This window comes from Enterococcus sp. LJL90, assembly GCF_056924355.1.
Genome location: NZ_JBXPBQ010000012.1, coordinates 50,252 through 70,792 on the forward strand (window position 1 = coordinate 50,252; position 20,541 = coordinate 70,792).

At 34.9% G+C, this 20,541-nt stretch carries 23 protein-coding genes; 20 read left to right on the forward strand and 3 right to left on the reverse strand.

All coding sequences use genetic code 11. The annotated features are described in order from the left end of the window. Positions 1-788 precede the first annotated feature (788 nt). From AC1Z3S_RS18265 to AC1Z3S_RS18295, 7 genes are read left to right on the forward strand one after another with little or no spacing between them, the layout of a single operon-like run. Entirely contained in the window at positions 789-1,235 is a 447-nt protein-coding gene (locus tag AC1Z3S_RS18265; RefSeq protein WP_461741555.1) for a PTS sugar transporter subunit IIA, read from the forward strand. After that, on the forward strand, positions 1,228-2,508 hold the full coding sequence (locus AC1Z3S_RS18270; protein ID WP_461741556.1) for a PTS ascorbate transporter subunit IIC: 1,281 nt from the start codon (positions 1,228-1,230) through the stop codon (positions 2,506-2,508). Before AC1Z3S_RS18265 ends, AC1Z3S_RS18270 begins: the two co-directional genes overlap by 8 nt. A gap of 37 nt (positions 2,509-2,545) precedes the next feature. Further along, positions 2,546-4,531 (forward strand): BglG family transcription antiterminator, encoded by a 1,986-nt coding sequence (locus AC1Z3S_RS18275; RefSeq protein WP_461741571.1) that lies wholly within the window; start codon positions 2,546-2,548, stop codon positions 4,529-4,531. A 9-nt stretch (positions 4,532-4,540) separates the two neighbouring features. After that, positions 4,541-4,810, forward strand: coding sequence for a PTS sugar transporter subunit IIB (locus tag AC1Z3S_RS18280; RefSeq protein WP_461741557.1), 270 nt, complete (start codon positions 4,541-4,543; stop codon positions 4,808-4,810). A gap of 41 nt (positions 4,811-4,851) precedes the next feature. Continuing rightward, positions 4,852-5,487, forward strand: coding sequence for a 3-keto-L-gulonate-6-phosphate decarboxylase UlaD (locus AC1Z3S_RS18285; protein WP_461741558.1), 636 nt, complete (start codon positions 4,852-4,854; stop codon positions 5,485-5,487). A 4-nt stretch (positions 5,488-5,491) separates the two neighbouring features. Further along, a complete protein-coding gene (locus tag AC1Z3S_RS18290; protein WP_461741559.1) occupies positions 5,492-6,385 on the forward strand; it encodes an L-ribulose-5-phosphate 3-epimerase in 894 nt (297 codons plus the stop codon). Further along, positions 6,366-7,049, forward strand: a complete 684-nt coding sequence (locus AC1Z3S_RS18295) for an L-ribulose-5-phosphate 4-epimerase (protein ID WP_461741572.1) — start codon at positions 6,366-6,368, stop codon at positions 7,047-7,049. Before AC1Z3S_RS18290 ends, AC1Z3S_RS18295 begins: the two co-directional genes overlap by 20 nt. A 674-nt stretch (positions 7,050-7,723) precedes the next feature. On the opposite strand, the gene AC1Z3S_RS18300 is transcribed toward AC1Z3S_RS18295, so the two are convergent. Further along, positions 7,724-8,287 carry a recombinase family protein gene (locus AC1Z3S_RS18300; RefSeq protein WP_461741560.1) on the reverse strand — a complete coding sequence of 188 codons (564 nt, stop codon included), beginning with the start codon at positions 8,285-8,287 and terminating at the stop codon, positions 7,724-7,726. Positions 8,288-8,743: 456 nt separating this feature from the next. Between AC1Z3S_RS18300 and AC1Z3S_RS18305 the strand changes: the two genes are divergently transcribed. The 7 genes from AC1Z3S_RS18305 to AC1Z3S_RS18335 all read left to right on the forward strand — a co-directional run bounded on the left by AC1Z3S_RS18305 (position 8,744) and on the right by AC1Z3S_RS18335 (position 15,869). Continuing rightward, entirely contained in the window at positions 8,744-10,039 is a 1,296-nt protein-coding gene (locus tag AC1Z3S_RS18305; RefSeq protein WP_461741561.1) for a GntP family permease, read from the forward strand. Between the two features lie 22 nt (positions 10,040-10,061). Continuing rightward, the gene (locus AC1Z3S_RS18310; protein WP_461741562.1) at positions 10,062-11,204 is read left to right on the forward strand and encodes a glycerate kinase family protein; all 1,143 of its coding nucleotides are present in this window, start codon (positions 10,062-10,064) and stop codon (positions 11,202-11,204) included. A gap of 824 nt (positions 11,205-12,028) precedes the next feature. Further along, positions 12,029-12,229 carry a pyruvate kinase gene (locus AC1Z3S_RS18315; RefSeq protein ID WP_461741573.1) on the forward strand — a complete coding sequence of 67 codons (201 nt, stop codon included), beginning with the start codon at positions 12,029-12,031 and terminating at the stop codon, positions 12,227-12,229. A 116-nt stretch (positions 12,230-12,345) separates the two neighbouring features. Beyond that, positions 12,346-13,353, forward strand: a complete 1,008-nt coding sequence (locus AC1Z3S_RS18320) for a CdaR family transcriptional regulator (protein ID WP_461741563.1) — start codon at positions 12,346-12,348, stop codon at positions 13,351-13,353. Between the two features lie 169 nt (positions 13,354-13,522). Then, positions 13,523-14,125 carry a recombinase family protein gene (locus tag AC1Z3S_RS18325; RefSeq protein WP_461741574.1) on the forward strand — a complete coding sequence of 201 codons (603 nt, stop codon included), beginning with the start codon at positions 13,523-13,525 and terminating at the stop codon, positions 14,123-14,125. Between the two features lie 87 nt (positions 14,126-14,212). After that, positions 14,213-15,535 (forward strand): Y-family DNA polymerase, encoded by a 1,323-nt coding sequence (locus AC1Z3S_RS18330; protein ID WP_461741564.1) that lies wholly within the window; start codon positions 14,213-14,215, stop codon positions 15,533-15,535. After that, a complete protein-coding gene (locus AC1Z3S_RS18335; RefSeq protein WP_461741565.1) occupies positions 15,525-15,869 on the forward strand; it encodes a hypothetical protein in 345 nt (114 codons plus the stop codon). The genes AC1Z3S_RS18330 and AC1Z3S_RS18335 overlap by 11 nt, the downstream gene beginning before the upstream one ends. A 44-nt stretch (positions 15,870-15,913) precedes the next feature. Here the strand turns inward: AC1Z3S_RS18335 and AC1Z3S_RS18340 are convergent, their stop codons facing one another. Next, positions 15,914-16,318: a hypothetical protein gene (locus AC1Z3S_RS18340; RefSeq protein ID WP_461741566.1), complete on the reverse strand. Its 405-nt coding sequence runs from the start codon at positions 16,316-16,318 to the stop codon at positions 15,914-15,916. Continuing rightward, entirely contained in the window at positions 16,311-17,102 is a 792-nt protein-coding gene (locus tag AC1Z3S_RS18345) for a ParA family protein (protein ID WP_461741567.1), read from the reverse strand. The genes AC1Z3S_RS18340 and AC1Z3S_RS18345 overlap by 8 nt, the downstream gene beginning before the upstream one ends. A gap of 291 nt (positions 17,103-17,393) precedes the next feature. Between AC1Z3S_RS18345 and AC1Z3S_RS18350 the strand changes: the two genes are divergently transcribed. The 6 genes from AC1Z3S_RS18350 to AC1Z3S_RS18375 form a co-directional block, all read left to right on the forward strand. After that, positions 17,394-18,377 (forward strand): replication initiator protein A, encoded by a 984-nt coding sequence (locus tag AC1Z3S_RS18350; RefSeq protein WP_461741568.1) that lies wholly within the window; start codon positions 17,394-17,396, stop codon positions 18,375-18,377. Further along, complete coding sequence (locus AC1Z3S_RS18355) at positions 18,374-18,604, forward strand: hypothetical protein (RefSeq protein WP_461741569.1); 231 nt, start codon at positions 18,374-18,376, stop codon at positions 18,602-18,604. The genes AC1Z3S_RS18350 and AC1Z3S_RS18355 overlap by 4 nt, the downstream gene beginning before the upstream one ends. Before the next feature lie 536 nt (positions 18,605-19,140). Beyond that, complete coding sequence (locus AC1Z3S_RS18360) at positions 19,141-19,539, forward strand: hypothetical protein (protein ID WP_461741501.1); 399 nt, start codon at positions 19,141-19,143, stop codon at positions 19,537-19,539. 406 nt (positions 19,540-19,945) lie between these two features. Beyond that, positions 19,946-20,140: a hypothetical protein gene (locus AC1Z3S_RS18365; RefSeq protein WP_461741502.1), complete on the forward strand. Its 195-nt coding sequence runs from the start codon at positions 19,946-19,948 to the stop codon at positions 20,138-20,140. 17 nt (positions 20,141-20,157) lie between these two features. After that, positions 20,158-20,304: a hypothetical protein gene (locus tag AC1Z3S_RS18370; RefSeq protein WP_461741503.1), complete on the forward strand. Its 147-nt coding sequence runs from the start codon at positions 20,158-20,160 to the stop codon at positions 20,302-20,304. Positions 20,305-20,357: 53 nt separating this feature from the next. Then, positions 20,358-20,541, forward strand: a 184-nt coding sequence (locus AC1Z3S_RS18375) for a hypothetical protein (RefSeq protein WP_461741570.1), incomplete at its 3' end; no start/stop codon positions are given.

The following is a 20,541-nucleotide window of genomic DNA, read 5'->3' on the forward strand; positions in this document are numbered from 1 at the left end:
ATCACAATAAGAAAGCTACTCCTTTTTAGGTCATAGTAGATAGTGTTGACGTTTTTGAAACAAATTCAAATATGCAACAGAAAAGACGTATAACAGTTACGTCTTTTTTTCATGAGTACTATACTTTATAAAGATAAGTAAGTTCTGCTGCTATATATTCTACGTAACGTTAGGGTATACCCTATCTTTACTTTCGGCGGTATTGATATATCGCCTTTTTTCGTGCAAATTTTAAGTGTAAACTAGATAATTTGAAAAAAGCACAATAGATTGGAAATATAGACTTTTCAGTGTAAAATTTTCTTGACTAACTCAATATTGACTCAAATCCAAAATTGTAAAGGGCCAAAAAAAATGTAGGAAACCTACATCTTTTTTTGGCCTTTTACATCTCAAATGGCAAAAGCTGCAAAGCTAGTGATTCAGACAGGCACCTACTCTGAACATTTTAGTTTCTGAGATTTTTTTAGAAGAAATACTTTTGCGTTATGTGTCTTTTTTATGTCGTTTATGATTTTTAGCCAATGAGTTTAACGTGACTAGAGCCAATTAAAGAAAGAGGTATTCGCGAATAAGATTGTATTGCAAATAATATTAGGCAGTAAATACCTAATTTTTAATTATATAAGGGTTTCATTTTCATAATTACATGGGTAGGAAGCGCTTGCGTTAATTAAAGACGCAAATTTGTCTCTTTTTTTTCAATTTGATGGATATATACTTAACCTATAGCAATAATAAAAATATTTTTATTAATTACTAATTAGCGAATTATAGGAGGGGGATTTATGAATAAAGAAAATGTGAGGATTAATGTAAATGCAACTAATAGAGAAGAAGCTATTATGATGGTGGGGAATATATTAGTTGATTTAGGTAGTATTACCAGGCGATACATCGAAGAGTGCTTACAAGTTTTAGAAGAATATGGCCCTTACTTTGTAATTGCCCCTGGTATCGCATTTGTTCATTCTAAGCCATCAGAAAACGTTTTAGAATCAAACATCAGTTTGATTACTTTATCAAAGTCTATCAATTTTGGAAGCCTTGATAATGATCCAGTTTCAATAGTTTTTATGATAGCTTCAACTGATGGAATTAGTCATATAGAGCTTTTGAAAAGAATTAGTTTGTACTTATCTGATGATAATAATATTCAAACTTTAAAGCATATGACTAATGAGAATTTAAAAGGGTTTTTGAATTTTATGAATGGGGGAGAAGTAAATGAATGAGGGAATTGTAAATGCAGTACGGACACTAACACAAGCTCCGATATTTTTGGGAATTGTTACCTTTTTAGGATTGTTACTCCAAAAAAAGAAAATACATGAAATTATTGATGGAGTAATTAAAACAATTGTCGGTATGGTAATGCTCACTGCTGGTTCTAATCTCCTAACTTCTACACTAACACCACTCATAACAAAATTAAATGATGTATCAAGTGTTAAAGGAGTCGTGCCGCAAAACTTTGCAGTTTTTGGTGCGGTGATGGGAGAATATTCTGTTAGTGTTGTTTCAGCCTTCATTTTAGCATTTCTTTTAAATTTAATAATTGTAAAAATAATTCCATGGAAAATTTTTAAAAATGTATATTTAACTGTCCATGTTAGTTTGATTTTAAGTTCGTTTCTAATTATTTCAATTTCATCAGCTTTTAAGTGGGAGCCGACTTCTCTTTATACAATTATTACGTCTGGACTAATTTTAGGTCTCTACAATACATTCAGTCCTGCAATACCGAGATTATACTCTAAAGACATGACACAGGATGCATTTACTTTAGGTCATAATCAACAAATTGGAACATTCTTTGCTGTTAAGCTTGCCAAATTGGTTGGTAAACCAGAAGATGATGCAGAAAATATTCAACTGCCTAAAGCACTATCCATTTTAAAAGATACTACAATATCATTAGCTATTCTAATGCCTGCGATTTTTATTGGAATTGGGTTATATCTTGGCGAAGAAAATATTTTAGAACTTTCCGGTACGACCTACTGGCTTGTTTGGCTATTTCTACAAGGGATTACATTTACAGTTGGCTTTTCAGTGTTACTTTCAGGTGTAAGAATGTTTATTGCCCAATTATTACCAGCATTTCAAGGAATTGCTAATAAATTTGTCCCAAATGCAATACCAGCATTAGATTGTGCAGTGTTTTATTCATTCTCTCCAACAGGATCAATGCTCGGCTTTTTATCAATGCTTGCGGGCTCTATCGTTGCAATGGTGATATCAATATTCTTTTTACCTTATGTTATTTTTCCAAGTCCCAATATTGTACTGTTTGATGGATTATTAATGGGAGTTTTTGCGAATAGGAATGGTGGATGGAAAGGTACTATTTTTTCATGCTTTATTTTAGGAATTTTTACACATATTATGATTATCTTTTTGTATCCGATTACAGGTGAATTCTTTGGTAGTGGCATGACATATTCTCAAACGGATTATAGTTTCTTCTGGGGACCTTTGCTAGAATTATTCAATAAACTATTTTAAATAAAATGGTTTTGTTTAGGGGGGTATTCGTTTGGAAATGAAAGATTTAACAAGAAAAGAATTTGCTCTGTTAAAATTTCTGTTGGGGCATAAACAGCCGGTTTTATTAGAATCCTTAGCGATACAGCTCAATGTTGGGAAGAGAACAACTCAAACATTAATTGATTCATTAAATTACCGTTCTTCCAAGTATAAACAAGAGATTATCAAGAGTATTCCAAGTTCAGGGGTCATTATACCCACCGGGGTAAGAAAAGAGATCTCAGTATTTTTAAATGAATTCCAACTATCTGAAATAATCGATTTTACAAATTCAATAGAACGTCAACTGATCATTTTAATTTCAATCTACACAAAAAGTAATGAAAAACTAACAAATGGTATGTTAAGCGATTTTTTAGGAACTTCAAGCAGAACAATACAAAAGGATATTAAAAGTCTGAAACAAAATTTTGAGAAAGAGGATGTTATTCAGTTTTCAAATAATCAAGGGTTTTACATCAGCGATTCTTCTAAAGAACTTGTTAAAATTTTTATAGCAAATAAACTTGTAGAAGTCATAAATGAGAATCATATTTTATCATTTATAGAATTTTCAGATTATGTTTCAGAGTTTTTCTTTAAGTTCCAAATATCTGATAAAAATCAGCTTGTTAGCTTGATAGAGTTCGTTCTTGTGTTCTTTAAAGATATATTGACAAGCTACTCATTACAAATTATTGCTATCTATATTTCTCTAATTTTTAGTGAAAGGGGGAGAGAAAATCAAAAATCAGATTTTACAAATTCTAGAAGCCTTAACAGTGAATCTGTTTTGACGGAAGAATTCCTTGATAGTTTATCTAGTAAATTTGGGTTTTATCTAAATAGAGATGAATTATTGAATTTAAACCATTTAATCAATTCGCTTCCAAAAATTCAAATTGTACAAGGGTTATTTTCAGATAAGTATTTATTTGAAATTGAATTATCTTCAGAGAGAATGATTCAAAAAATGGCTGACAAACAAAATATCCCATACTATCTAGATCGTGATTTACCATCAATTTTGACAAATCACTTAACTGCAACACTTACTAGAATAGAAAATAATAATCAAATTTCTAACCCGTTAAAATCAGAGGTTTTAAATCATTATCAGAGTACTTTAGTAGATATGAAAGAAATAACGTTGCAACTACCCATCTTCAATGGAATTAATGAAGATGAGTTAACCTATCTAACTTTATATTTTGTTTCAAGTTACGAAAAAATTCAGAATGCGCTTAAGGAAAGAAAAAAGTGTATTTTGTTTAGCTATCTCTCAAATGCAAATATACGAGTTTTGCGTTATAAACTTCAATCCATATTCAATTTAGATATTGTAGTTTTTCATGATATTGATAATTTCAAAAAATTTATTTTAGATAATGAAGTTGACTTAATAATTACAACTGAACAAGTTCAAGAGATTTCTTTTGATGGTATTCCTACTGTAGAGATATCCTCGATGCTAACAGTATCTCAACAGAATGAACTATTCAGTGTTATCAATAATTTAGTTGAAAAATATCAATATTTTGAAAGAGAAATTAACACCAGTAAATTGCTTGAGATTATGCCGAGGGAACTATGTATTTTTAAGAGTAAAAACCAAAATTTTATTGAACTACTAAAAGAAGGCTGTGGGCTATTAAAAGATAACGGTTATACCACGAAAGAACATAGCGATATTCTGATAAGAAAATTTGAGGAATTAACTGACATAAAAAAAACATTGCTTTTACCTGGAATTGTTTTTCCACATATTGGGCTAAGTAAAAGCGTATTAAAGCCCGGGTTGGCATTAATTACTCTAGACAAACCATTGGAGTATAAGAAAAGTAGTGTACAATTTATACTAATTTTTTGTTCAACTAATCGTTCAGTGCATCAAGAGGCTATGGCAGAGCTTGCCTATCTTTTAGATACAAAAGGATTTATTTCAAAGTTATCTGAAGTATCGGATTATAAATATTTAAAAAAAATAATTAATAGAGAGTAGGAATTAATCATGGAAATTTATACTGTATGCGGAATGGGAATGGGAAGTAGTTTAATTGCTAAACTCAATGTAGAAAAAATTTTAAAAGAGGCCAACATAGAGGCCAATGTAAATTATACAGATATCGGATCAATAACAGGTCGACAAGCAGACTACTATATTTTAACTAAAGAATTAGCTGATAATGTTCCAGATACGTTAAAAGATAAGGTGATTATTGTTTCTAATTTTATCAATCTTGATGTGATGAAAATTCCAATTTTAGAACGTTTGTCCTAGTAAAAGTGTCTTCTTTATTATTCTTAGGAAGGAGAAAAACAATGCGACCAAAATTACAAATTGCATGTGATCATAATGATTTACCAAGTGCATTAGGAGATTTAAAAAAAGTAGGAGATGTGGTGGATATTATTGAAGCTGGTACGATTTTACTGCTTCAAGCTGGCCGTGATGTGGTAGCTTGTTTCCGAGCACTTTATCCCGATAAAGTCATCGTTGCGGACACCAAATGTGCCGACGCCGGAACAACCGTTGCCAAAAATTGTGCGGATGCCGGAGCCGATTATATGACTGTCATTTGTGCCGCGACATTACCTACGATGATTGCTGCAGCGAAAGAAGTCAAAGAAGTTCAAGTTGAATTGTATGGGGATTGGACGTATAAACAAGCACAAACCTGGTTAGATGCGGGTATCTCTCAAGCTATTTACCATCAAAGTCGCGATGCATTATTTGCAGGAGAAAAATGGGGCGAAAAAGATTTAACGAAAGTTAAAAAGTTGATTGAAATGGGCTTTCGTGTGTCGGTGACTGGTGGTTTGAGTGTGAATACGTTGAAATTATTTACAGGAATTGATGTTTACACCTTTATAACTGGTCGAGGCATCACTGCTGCACCAGATCCACTTCAGTCAGCTACTGAATTCCAAGCAGAAATCAAACGCATTTGGGGGTAAGAAAATGAGCTTACTCGGATTGTATGAAAAAGCTACTCCTAAAACGCTATCTTGGCGAGAACGATTGCTTTTTGCGAAAGACTTGGGGTTTGATTTTGTCGAAATGTCTGTAGATGAAACGGATGCTCGTTTAGCCCGTCTCGATTGGACGAAAGAGCAACGTAAAGAAATTCAGTCTGCGATTTTTGAAACGGAAGTCAAAATTTTATCCATGTGCCTTAGTGGTCATCGACGGTTTCCTTTTGGCTCTAAAGATCCTGAGAAACGTGCAAAAGCATTAGAAATTATGCAAAAAGCAATTGATTTAGCATCGGATCTGGGGATTCGGATGATCCAACTGGCAGGGTACGATGTGTATTATGAAGATAAAACGGTTAGTTCAAGAGAATTTTTCATTAAAAATCTTACTCAAGCAGTTACCATGGCGGAAGAAAAAAGTGTTGTCCTTTCCATTGAAATTATGGATGACCCATTTATAAATTCGATCTCTAAATATCTGCGTATCAAAGAACAAATTCCGTCACCGTTTTTACAAGTCTATCCCGATGTGGGAAATTTATCAGCGTGGCCAGAAAATGATGTGGGAGCTGAATTAGAATCTGGCATTCGAGAACTTTCGCAAATTCATTTGAAAGATACTTTGGCTGTGACGGCTACCTTTGGTGGAAAATTTAAAGAAGTTCCGTTTGGAACAGGATGTGTCGACTTTGATGGCTGCTTAAAAACATTGAAACGACTCAATTACAATGGTCCGTTTGTCATTGAAATGTGGAGCGAGGCAAGTGAAACGCCAGAAGAAGAAATTGAACAAGCCAAAGAGTTTCTATTACCAAAACTAAAGGAGGCGGGTTATTTTGAATCAAAAAAAAATTCAAGCTATGAAAGAACAAGTATTTGAAGCGAATTTAGGTTTACCACAAGCGGGATTGATCAAATTGACCTGGGGCAATGTCAGTGAAATCGATCGGGACCTTGGAATAATCGTCATTAAACCAAGCGGAGTCAATTACGATACAATGACAGTTGAAGACATGGTGGTGACCGATTTAAAAGGAAATCCATTAGAATACGGCCTGAAACCCTCTTCTGATATGGCCACCCATGCAGTGTTGTACCAAAATTTTGAACAACTAGGTGCCATTGTCCATACGCATTCCACGCAGGCTGTGAAATGGGCACAAGCCAGACGGGATATTCCGGCTTACGGCACCACTCATGCCGATACCTTTTATGGAGCAGTTCCTTGCACACGACAATTGACTCAAACAGAAATTGAAACGGCGTATGAAGCAGAGACTGGTACCGTGATTGTCGAAACATTTCGTGAACGTGGGTTGGATCCTGAGGCTTGTCCAGGTGTCTTAGTTTATGGCCATGGTCCCTTTACTTGGGGAAGAACGCCACAAAAAGCAGTAGAAAATAGTATTGCTTTAGAAGAAATTGCGGATATGGCTTTGGGAACAGAACAACTTCATCCAGAAATAACACCAATCGATAGTTATTTGTTGGACAAGCATTACTTTAGAAAACATGGGGCAACGGCTTATTACGGACAAAATTAAATTATCAGTAAAAATTTAAAAGAAAAAGACATTAGATAAGTTATATCTAGTGTCTTTTTCATCAAGTTGATGGGATGCATTCAATTCAGTGCATAGAATACAGATAGATTTAAGTAAATCATTGAAGTATTAAAATATAAATTTATATCTTCGCTAAACTGGTTTGTTGCGTCATGTTCGTTTACTGGATCGATGTCAATAAAGTAAACACTAAAAGAGCGAACACTTAGAGATGATTAAAACAATTTTCTTCTGTTGAAATAATCATTGAGCTAAAAAATTACGGAAAATTCGTCCGCTGAAAAATTGAAAGATTCCACAATTCCATTGCTTTATCCCGATAGGAAGGAAGCCTACAATTCAAAATTATTTACACAACAGCGGATTAGATTGCTTCGGGTATTATACAAGCTTTAAGAAAAAAATATTTATCTCGATTAAGATTATTATATAATTGTTGAAGGGAACACAACATATAGTCCAAGTATGAAATTCTCTCGCATTGATTTTATCCAAATAAAATGGGGACAGATGTAATTGATTTTCTACTATCTGAAAAAATTTTATTTATAAGTCCTAAAAATCAAGAGTGATTTTCCGTGGTATGAAAAATTGAATTCAAAATATAATATGTTAAAAATGGATTTCATGGACTCAATGTCAATTGAAAAGGCTCAACTGTAAAGTTGAGCTCTTTTTGCTTTCTCTCGATATAACGTAGCCACACTAATACCTGTTTTATTTGAAACTTCTTTGGTTGTGTGCTGTTTCAATAATTCCATTGCTAACTCTAGCTGGTCTTTGCTGAATTTTTTTGGTCGGCCTTCTCTGAAATTTGGATTTAGCTTGGCAAGAGCTTTTCCTTCTTGTGTTCGCTCCACGATCATATCTCGTTCAAATTCTGCAAATGCCAGCATTTGGGTAAGTATTAATCGACCAGTTGGTGTATTTTCGATAATACCCATATTTAATATGTGAACCTTGACACCATTTTTGAAAAGTTCTTGAACGGTATTCAATCCCTGAATTGTTGACCGGGCAAATCTATCTAATTTGGTAACGATTAACGTATCGCCTTCATGGATATTTTCTAATAACTGCTGAAATTCTTTTCGTTCAATTTTTGTTCCTGTATATTTTTCAGTATAAATTTTGTCGCAGCCCTGGTTGGTCAATGCAATAATTTGTGTTTCTAAATCTTGGCCCCAGGTACTTACACGAGCATAACCATAAATCATGAAAATCTGCCTACTTTCTACTCCATTTATGAGAGTAAGATATGATAGTTAAGTAACCCTTATTCTACCACAGTAAAAAAAAGCTATCAATACTTTTAAGTTTTGATAGCTTTTTTGCATAACTCTTCGATATAATTAGAATAATCGGCCTTATGTCTATTTAATAGTTAAATAACAAAATTTTACGCTATCGAACATTATTTGACAAACTATGCAGTAAGTGAAATTGCTTTATACTTTCTGTGAGATGAAAAATATCTTATTATGAAGAATTAAAGTACTTATGATCACCAGTAGAAAAATTTTGAGGCTGTTCCAAGTTTTTTCTATTTATAAAACAGAAAAAACTTGTTTTTGTGAATAGTTACAAAAGAAATTGTTGTTTCGCCAATTAACAAATTGTTTTTCTAACTCTATAATGAAAACGCAAACAAAGAGAGAAAAGAGGAATTAGAAATGGACAATTTAACGATACCCTGGTATGCAGCAATTATTGGTTTATTATTAGCTATCACTTTAATTTTGAAAAAATATAATCCAGTCTACTCGCTATTTTTAGGCGCGATTATTGGCTGTCTGCTTGGGGGCGCATCGCTAACAGGGACAGTCGATATTTTAATCAAAGGTACACAAAGTATTATGGGGACAGCAATACGAGTGATGGCTGCCGGTGTTTTGGCCGGCGTCATGATGGAATCTGGGGCCGCAGAATCAATTGCCCATGCGATTGTAAATAAATTAGGGGAGCAGAAAGCTATTTTATCTTTAGCTTTATCCACTATGATTATTACCGCAGTTGGAGTTTTTATTCCAGTAGCAGTTTTGATAGTGGCGCCAATTGCATTATCTGTTGGGAAACAAACTGGAATCGGAAAAATTGCTTTGTTAACAGCGATGTCTGGTGGAGGGAAAGCTGGAAATATTATTTCACCAAATCCTAATACAATTGCGGCGGCCAATGGTTTTAATTTAAATCTGAGTGATGTGATGATTGCTGGTTTTATCCCAGCAATTTGTGGTCTAGTTGTGACGGTCATTATCGCCAATTTGATTCGCCATAAGGGTGGGAAAATTAGTGAGTTTGATATTAGACAAGACGATAGTCAAAAAGTTTTAATGCCACTAAATAAGGCTTTAATTGCTCCAGTTTTGTCAATTATCTTGTTATTAATTAATCCAATTGGTAGTTTGTTGAAAATCGAAGCAATTTCCAATTTAAAAATTGATGCCTTATATATTTTACCGTTTGCCTCAATCGTGGCTACAATTGCCATGGGACATGCGAATAAAATTAAATTTTATACTACAGCTGGGTTGAAAAAAATTACCGACACCGTTTTAATATTGGTTGGAGCTGGTGCAATCGCCGGGTTAATTTCTTCTTCTGACCTATCGGAACAAGTTGTGAAGTTAATTTCTGTTATCGGAATTTCTGGTACATTCTTAGCTCCGATCTCTGGTATCTTGATGGGTTTAGCCGTGGGATCAACTTCTACTGCAGTAATTTTAGCCACAGGCTCATTTGGGAATGCAATTTTACAAACGGGAACCACTCCTTTGGGAGCCGCTGTAATGGTTCACACAGGTGCAACGGTGATTGATAGTGTACCACAAGGAAATTATTTCCACATAACCGCCGATAGCGTTCATATGACAATTAAAGAAAGAATTTCAGTTATTCCTTATGAATTTTGCATTGGTGGTGTGATGACAATTGTTGCTACTGTTTTGTACGGATTCATTTTAAAATAAAAATAATCGAGGAGATTTAATTATGACTTTAAAAATTGTATTGGCTCCAGATTCATTTAAAGAGAGCATGTCAGCTAAAGAAGTTTGTGAAGCGATGGAAGTAGGCATCAAAAGAATTTTAATGGATGTAGAAATTATTCATGTTCCGATGGCTGATGGTGGTGAAGGAACGGTAGACGCACTAGTAGACGCAACTGACGGTAAAAGAATTGAAGTGTCAGTTTCAGGTCCCTTTTCAGAAGAAAAAGTTACGACTTATTTTGGTATTTTAGGAGATCAAAAAACTGCCGTTATTGAAATGGCTAAGGCTAACGGAATTGAATTGATTGCACCAGCGGCCCGCAATCCGTTGAAAACATCTACTTATGGAACCGGTGAATTAATTCTAGCAGCCGTGGAACATGGTGTAGAAAAAATCATAATCGGTATTGGCGGTAGTGTCACAAATGATGGCGGAGCAGGAATGGCGGCTGCCCTAGGCGTAAAATTTTTAAATCAAGAAAATCAAGAAATCCCTTTAGGAGGCGGCGCTTTAAATCAATTGGCTCATATAGATATTTCCGGAATTAATCCTCGTTTAAAAGAGATTGAAATTTTAATTGCTTCTGATGTAACCAATCCATTAACGGGGGAGGCGGGTGCTTCAACCGTTTTTGGTCCACAAAAAGGTGCCACTGATAAAATGGTGCGGCTATTAGATCAAAACTTGGCCCATTATGCCCAAGTGATTCGTCAAGATTTAGGAATTGAAATTGAACATATTCCTGGCGCCGGCGCTGCAGGCGGTTTAGGTGCTGGATTGTTAGCCTTTACCAATTCTAAATTACGATCAGGAATTGATCTTGTGACGGAAGTTACGGGATTAGAAGAATATATCAAAACTGCTGACTTTGTTTTTACCGGTGAAGGTGGGATGGATTATCAAACAAAATTTGGAAAGGCACCTTATGGGGTAGCTAAGGTCGGAAAAAAATATCACAAACCTGTTTTCGCTTGTGCTGGTTACATCGGTGAAAATGTGGAGGTCTTATATGATGAAGGCATGACCGCGATCTTTAGCATTCTGCCAAAGGTTACAACCTTAGGTGACGCACTTTTAACTGGCAAGGAAAATTTAGCACGAACTACTGAAAATGTTGCCAGAGTTTTAGCGTTATATAACTAAGGATCAAATTTTATGATGAATAAAATAGATAACGTTGAAACTCTATGACCGACACTTTAAGATAGCACAATATTGGAAAAAGGCTCACAAAATAATTTGTCGCTTGTTCGACTAAATAATTTCCATCTATCAGCTGATTTAATCGAAAAAAATTTTTCACGTTGGCTCAGTTTACACAAAAAAGGTTATGCTTTTTAAATTTTATTTGATATACAAGGACCAAAAAAGGTTTGGACAATTAATAGATCCAATGAAATTGAAAAACAAACAAAATTTATATTTTTTTCAAGGTAACAAAAAATATAGATAATAAAATCTCAATTAATTATCAAAGAATCTTGAAACCTATCGAATTACCAATTTTTTTCATTGATAATGGCAAGTTAGAAGTTGTGGTTTGTGATAAAAAAACCAGAGTGCCTGATAGCCAAAGTGACTAAAGGCGGCCTACTGCTCAGTAAAAAAGGATTGCATATTCCCACTCGACTTTTGTCCAGGTCTATTTTATCTGTGACAGACAAAATCAACTCAAAATTGCTGACGACCACGAATTTAAAATCGACAAATTAGCTGTTAGTTTTGTGCGTAATCCGCAAGATATTTCAACTATCAAGGATTAATTAAAAAAAATCTTGTATGCCAGGTGCCAAGTAATCGTCAAAATCGAAAGTAAGCAAGCCGTCTAATATTTTGATGAAATCTTGTTGTTCGTTGACGGGATTATTGCGGCTAAAAGTGACCTTTCATTTGAGCTTGAGATTTTAAAAGTGCCTTACATTCAAAAGGTTTTGCTGAAAAGAGCCCGGTAAAATAATAGATATTTAATTGTAACGACTCAAATCAAGGATTTTATCGAGCATGATCCAATACCAACACGAACTGAAGTCAGTGATGCCATCAATGCTTTACTAAATAAATCACAGGCCTTATTGTTATCAGGAAAAACCACGATTGGTCAATATCTGGTGGAAACAATTCAAATGTTAAGAGACATTATTAACTATAATATTGTTTTTGAAATATAATTATTTGTAAATAAATGACTCCCTAAACAATCTTTGGTTAAGGAGTCATTTTTTCAAAAGTTCAGTTTCCTACATAGTTAATGATTGGACTAGAAACTATTTACGGAGGTTAGATCATGGAAGTGTTAAACGAATCTCAAGCACGATTGATTGTGGCAAGATTAATGGAAGATATTCCTTACAATATTAACATTATGGATCAACAGGGAAAAATTATTGCCAGTGGAGATAAGATGCGGATTGGTAAGACTCATAAATTAGCTAAACAAGCCATCCAGGAAAAAAAGCGAATTGATGTTTTTGAAAATACCATTTCAGAAAAACAAGGAACCAACGAACCAATTATCTATAACAATCAGGTCATTGGGGTAGTGGGAATTACTGGCGAACCAAAAGAAGTATTGCCCTTTACTAAATTAGTTAGCACTATCGTTCGACTGATTTTAGAAGAACATACTAATTATCAGCAATTGGAAATGAAAAAAAATCAAAAAAATGAGTTTCTCAAAAGAATTCTTGATAGTGATGGTTCTTACTCACAAAAAACCATTACTGAAGGAATCAAATACTACAACTTAAATCTTTTAAATGAAAAAATTTGTGTGCTGAGTAAAAAGAAAAATCTTTTAACGAAAATTAATCAAGGAAACGAAATATTTGCTTATAAAGGTTTTTATTTATTTTTCACGGAAGAAGTAGTTGGGGATGTTGATTCTGCAAGTCTAATTATTTATAGTAACTCTCAGCGCAACTTAAAGAAGATTGTCCAAAAAAATATCGACTGCTGGTATTTTATAAATTTTTTTAAGCTAGAACACGGCTTGGTTAACACAAGTGAATTTCATTATAGTACGTTGTTCTCATTTCCTGTAGAGCCGCAACCAGAATTATTAAAGAAGGTTATTTCAGTTTATACAGATTACTTAGACACCTTGGTTGTTTTTGCCCGGGAAGAATGTAATTATGGACGGACAGCGCAGGCTTTGCACATTCACCGCAATACTTTAACTTATCGCTTAAATAGAATAAAAGAAGCAACAGATTTAAATCCTAATATTTGGTATCAAATGGCAACGTTGGTTTATTATTTCGCCTACTTGTATGCCTATAATTTAGAAACTTAATACCTTAAAGTAGAAAATCACAATCTAGTGATTTAACTGAACAAATAAGTGGTTTTCACTTTTAAATGCTTTACTATTACTAGTGTTACTTTTGGCGATATTAGTATATCGCCTTTTTTCGTGTAAGTTTTAAGTATAAAATAAATAAATTCAAAACGAGGTGAATTAGATAGCAAAAATCGGATATGTTCGGGTTTCTAGTAAAGACCAAAATTATGACCGACAGTATGAAAAATTGAAAGCTGAAGAAGTCGAAATCATTTTTCAAGATAAACTTTCTGGAAAAGATACGAACCGGCCAAAATTTCAAGAACTCCTGGACTACCTTAGAAAAGGAGATATAGTTGTTGTATCTGAATTAGACAGATTGGGTAGAAACAATAAAGAGCTAACTGAAACGATGGATACCTTAAAAAGAAAAGGTGTTACGATTGAGATTTTGAATTTGCCTTCGTTTCGTGATATTCAAGATGAAAATTTGCGGCAACTGCTAAATAATTTGATTTTAGAACTTTATAAGTACCAGGCTGAAAGTGAACGTCGATCAATACGAGAAAGACAATACCAGGGTATACAAATAGCGAAAGAAAAAGGTGTTTATAAAGGCCACCCAGTTAGTTACCCTAGCTACACTAAGAATGCACAAAAGAAACTAATATATACGAGAATCGTAGAAATGTTAGCAGCAGGTAGGCCAATTAAAGAAATTGCAAAAGAAACAGGTGTATCTCGGCCAACTATTTACAAAATACGTAATAGTGAAAAAGCATAGACAACTTCTATGCTTTTTTGTTCCCTTTCTTGATTAATTTATGGTAAACTAAATACGAACATACGTTCGCTTAAAGAGGCGTTTCGCATGTATGCTTACAATAATGAACCTCGTGGAAACTACCTTTGCGTCGATATGAAGTCTTTTTACGCCAGCTGTGAATGTCAAGCAAGAGGTCTAAATCCCAAAAAGGCCCTACTGGTCGTCATGTCTAAAGCGGAGAACACTGGAAATGGTCTAGTTTTAGCGGCGTCCCCTCGTGCAAAGAAAGAATTAGGCATTTCTAACGTGACTCGTGCTGACCAGCTACCGCCAGATGACCGCTTGATTGTTGTCCCACCACGTATGAACTACTACATTAAAATGAACACGAAAGTGAATAATATTTTTCGTGACTATGTAACCGATGAGGACTTGTTAGAGTATTCGATTGATGAATCTTTTTTGAACCTCTCCCCTTCCCTTAACTATTTTGGAAAAACGCCACAAACCTTAGCGTTTGAAATTCAAGCCAAACTACATTCCGAATTAGGCTTGTTGTGTACGATAGGTCTTGCGGATAATCCTTTGCTGGCGAAGATTGCAATGGACATTGAAGCGAAACACAACCCGACGATGTTTGCGGAATGGCGCTATGAAGACGTGCCTGAAAAGCTCTGGCCTATTCAACCGTTATCAGAGTTTTGGGGAATTGGTAGACGGTTGGAAAAATGTCTTAATGATCGTGGCATTATGAGTATGGGAGATTTGGCTCATTACAATCCTTATTTATTGAAACAAACATTTGGTGTAATTGGGGAACAGCTATTTGCTCACTCGTGGGGTGTTGACCGCACCTCTTTTAATGAAGTCTTGCCTACACGAGTCAAAGAGAAAAGCATAGGAAATAGTCAGGTGTTGCCAAAAGATTATACGGATCGTGAGACGTTGATTGTTTTACGAGAATTAGCGGAACAAGTTGCCACTCGCTTGAGGTTTCATCATGTTCAGACTACTGTTGTACATGTCGGAATTGGCTACTCATATAACTCACCAGAAGACGGCTTTTCAAGGCAACAAAAGATACCCGCTACAGACCGCTCAAAGTCACTTGCGGAAGCAGTCTTTCAGCTGTTCCATAAATTTTATACGCCGGGCTATTTTGTACGCAATATTTCCATTACTTGTGGTGGATTGGTCGAAAGTAGAGCTTTTCAATTCTCTCTATTTGAAGAACCGGAGCAGCAATTGAAAGAAGCGAAACTCGACTCACTAATTGACGACATTCGCAATCGTTTTGGCTTTACTTCGATTGTTCACGGGTACTCCGCTTTAGAAGCTGGAACTGCAATTAAACGGGCGTCGCTGGTCGGTGGCCATGCAGGCGGCAGTGAAGGAATCAATCAAGGAGGAGCCAAAGATGAGTATTGAAGCTGAATTTTTTCGTCAATATCGAGATAGAGGGTTGTTAAAGTATCAGGGATTCTTTTTAAGTGAGCATACAGCTACCCTATCAAGCGACCACACAACTCGTCATACGTCAATCAAAGGCTTACCTCAACTCACGGAACAAGAAATACAAGACGTTATCGAGGAGGCGCTACTAAAAGACCGAGCTGTTTCCATTCAGCTTGGCGAAACCGATTTAGAAGGTAATTTCAGACCTAACGTAACTGGAAAACTAATAGGATATGATGACGTGGCACTTTATGTGGGTACTAGTGCAATACCTTATGATACGGTTCGCCATATACAGCTATTATGATAAAAAAAACATTCAATGCTAAATCAGCGTTGAATGTTTTTTATTTATTTTTTCCTTTTTTTGTTTGCTATTTTTTTATCCCATAAAGAGTTTTGTATCAGAAAGTTCTTTATACTTTCATTCGAGAATTTACTTTTACCGCCGTTTTTTTTGCCTAACATATCCCCATAATGATCTAAATGATTGGCAACATCTGAATCTAGATACAACAATGTTTTAATCTTAGTTTCATCTTTTCTTTTCAGTTTTTCTAGAATATCAATGTTGCTATCGCTATTGACATTAGGATTGATATCGTTATTGACATCAGAGTTGATATCAATATTATTGTCGTTGTTATCTTCAATATTGTTGTCGATATCATTTCCACTAGTTATATTGTTCTTTTTAAATTCAGTATTTACTATGTCTTCAAATGAAAATCCATCTGTTTTGTTTTTTCTAGCCAATATAATTCAACTCCTTCATCAATTCTAAATATATTTCTTTGTATGCTTCTACCGATCTATTTGTATCTTGAAGAAGTGTAACAGGTCTTTTGTATTTACCTATAGATTCAGCATACTTAATTGATTCTGGAATTTGAGTTTTAGTCATTGTGATTCCATTCTGTTCACATAATGCGGCTGCTGATTGTAAAAAAGCCTCATGCGTTAATACATTTCTGACTTTTACAGGAACAACTGCTTTAATATCTAACAGATTGTTGGTCTTTTTAAAATTGTTTATTGACTTAATTGATTTGACCATACTTCTGAAAGAATATACTTCAGGATGGTAAGGAATAATTATATCTTCTACTGAATTAAAAACATTAGCAGAAATCATACCCATTGCTGGAGGAGTATCAATAATAATAAAGTCATACAATTTATCAAGTGCTTTTAGTGGTTTCTGCAATAAGTTTAAAGGGTCAGGAAATTTATTATTATCAGTTAATACATCCATTTCCAAATAGGCCATATCATCATTTGCTACTATAATGTCTAGATTTTTGGATACGTTTATAATCGCTTGACTTATTGAAAAATTGGGCTCAGTTAAAATGTCGTATATTGTAAATTCTACATCATCTGGGTTAATACCAAATGTTATTCCTATATTCCCTTGATTATCCAAGTCCATAAGTAAAACTTTGAATCCAGCATTAGCAAATACTCCTCCTAAATTAGTTGTAATAGAAGTTTTTAATGCTCCACCTTTATTGGTGGAAACTGCAATTTTTTTTGCCATTAATTTAACCTTCTTTCTTTTTCTGATTTGATTATACATTGACATTGATATCAATGTCAATGTTAATATTCAATTTGAAAAGCTGATTTAATGGCGTAAATATGCAATCATAAAACTACTTTCTTTTTACCATTGACATTAATGTCAATGTCATAGACGATAACAATATCGATATTGTTATTAAGTACAATGTTGCTATTGTTGCTGATTTAACAGCGATTTTAACAATAATAAGTGTTGCGAATTTCCAAAAAATACAATATTATAAATATAAAATTTGGAGGAATCAATATGTTTGATTATATAAATATCCAAGATATATATGGAGAACTTTTTTTTAAATTTCCAAAAGCCTTGCTGTATGGTCAAAAATACAAAAATTTGTCTAATGACGCTAAGATAGCATATATAATCTTGAAAGATAGATTGGAATACTCTATTCAAAATAATTGGGTTGATGAAAATCAACAAGTTTACTTTATTTTTACTAATGACGAATTGCAAGGCTTATTAAACTGTGCAAAACCAAAAGTAATTAAAATAAAAAAGGAATTAGAAGAAGCTCACTTACTAAAACAAATACAACAGGGTCTAAATAAACCGAATAAGTTGTACTTGGCGAATTTAGATGTTCAAAGTCACGAAGTTTATCTTAAAACAATCCAAAGCCTTGATAAATCCGGAAGTAACAAAAACTTACTTCCAAAAAAAGAGGGCCAAACCGTTGATAAATCCGGAAGTAACAAAAACTTACTTCCAAAAAAAGAGGGTCAAACCGTTGGTAATTCAGGAAGTAATAAAAACTTACACAATCTAGATATAGAAAATAAACAAGATACATTAAAAGAAGATACAAAAAAAATAGACACGGACAAAGCCCAGCAATTGGATCAAGAATTGTTAGCCACCTTTCACTTGACCAATACGCAAACCTTTTTGACAGAAAACAGTTTAAAATTTATCGCCTTATTTTCTAAAACATTTGACCAAGCCTATGAGACCGTCGGCATTATTCAGCGTGCCAAAAAGAAGGTGGAAAATGAAACAGGTATTGTCGTCATCGGGGAGGATTGGCAAGAAGAAATCGAGTTACATTTGCGGCGAGTGGTTCAAAAGATACGGACAGACCACAAAATTAAAAATACGAATAACTATATGTTTAAGAGCTTTTGCTATTTCTTCCAAGAGTGTTCGCACCAACTAACGGCTACTTCTCAAAAAGAAACGACACCCGAAGTGCTTATGTACAATTTTTTGGAAGGAGAATCTTTGTGAAACGGGTAGAGAGCTTTAAGCTTGGAGACGTGTATGTGGTAAAACCGAAAGGATTCAATCAACCAGCTGAAATGCGTTTGCTGGCGGTAGACTGGGATTCTCAACAATTTACTGCACGTCCTGTACGAGTGGATCAGGCAGACTGGGAGAGGTGGAAAAAACAACACAACACCAACGAGATGGTTATCAAAAGAACAGAAATTTTAAAAAAGTCAATTTTTTTTTAGTATAACTCTTGTAATGCGAACATGCGTTTGCTAATATTAAATTATAGTTAGGCAATTCAAATATATCCGCTCTAAACTGTCCATGGTTAAACAAGAAATAGCGTACCGATTGTTAGCCAATTTTTAGAAACAGGCAGATTTTAACTTGCAGAAGATTTCAAAACGTGCTACTCTTTTGCTAAAGATTCATACAAAAAGAAACGTGTTTTGACACTTTTTCGGCATAAATCTGTTTGTTGCTAGATTTGAGCGAACAAACAAAAATAGAAGAGCCCCCTAACCCCCTATGAGTTTCTCAGGCTCAAGGGTGCAACAACTTGTCTCTCAACGAGTTGCTGCGTGGTCAAGGGTGTCCGCAGAAAAAACAGTGCATTTTCTCTGGAACAGCTCCTCTAGCCAAGTAAACTTGACTGAATAATTTTAACACATACGGCCACTTTTTGGTACTTCACAAAAATTTTTCTTGCGAAAGTTAGCGAAAAAAGGTTGTTGGTTAAATTATTCAGCTTAAGAAGAAAAGCAAGAGGCTGACCTAGATGAAAATCAGGGTCAGCCTCTTTTTTGTTTTTGTTCGCCCTACTGTGGAAATGAACATGGTCATGAAATGGGGGAAAAGGATGAAACAAGCAGTAGTGAATGTGTTGGATAAGGGACAAGTGTTATCAATCGGCGCTCTGGCGCTGGTCGGAAAGAGTGTTCGATTACTGAACCATGACATGTACATGATGATGGGCTATACGGTTCGCAAAAGAGGCCATATGAAGCCCAGAAAGAAAGTCGTAGCGGAAGCGTACACCAATGAGAACCATGAAATTGTGAGCTTAGCCCATATCTACCCGTTTATTCAAACAGTGGTAGACAAACAAGGGCGAGTAATTGCAAGACGAAAACAGATAACGGATCAATTGCGGCTTACACAGGCAATTGAGTTATAATAACTAGCTTTTCTTAGGTTTGCTTGTAAACAAGCAGGGGATCTTTCACAACTGAATATCCGGAAAAAGAATAATCCAGAATAGAGACCTATGATTCTTTTTCTTTGGCTGCTGTTGGAGTGGGCGACAACAGCAGTTTGAACTTAGCCCGTGCAGTAATACCACTTGCCAAGACCTCGAAAGAGCGAGCATTTAGACTAGGTATTACAGAGTTTGGGGTACCGTATGCTAAAAACCCTACGACAATTCTGGAGTGTAACATGAGGAATCGCACAGACACACATGTACAAACAAACCTAAGAAAAGATAGGGAATGCCCTATTTTGAGTTTTGTTAGGCAAACGTGACACAACAAAGTGCCGCCTAACGAACCTGAAAACAGGACAAGAAAGAAGGAGGGGGACAAATGAATCAGTTTGATGTGTATTGGATAAGTACACCCAGTCCACTAGGGACTGTGGCGAATGGGTGTGAGCGAGATATTGAGGCCAATTCAGTACAAGAAGCACTTGAAGAACTACAAACACGAGTCCAACGACGCCGGATAGATAATGGCGTAGAAATAAAGGCTTATCGGATTGAGAGCCACCTAATTTATTAAGAGGGGGAATAGAAAAAATGAAAAAACCAACAAAAAAGACCGTAAAAAAATGGACACTTCAAATTTTAGACCCACAAGGGAACGTCACGTATCAAGAAACGGCCGAAGTCAGTGAAACAAAAGCCAAAACGTTAGCTCGTAAAGCAGAAAAGAAACGGCTCTAGCCACATATTTCGCTGAGTAGACTAGTCAAAGGTCACCAAAAGGGGGAAAAGGAATGTCAAAAAAAGAGCTTGTTCGCTTACAAAATAAACTAGCGTATTACGAAGCCTTTCATGCAAAGACGTTTAAAACAAGTTTTATCCATCATGAGGTGGCCTTGTATATCCAAGAACATGCAAAACTAGTCAGTGGCTTTGATTCAGATGGAACCTTTATTCGACCTAACCCTAAAACGGCCG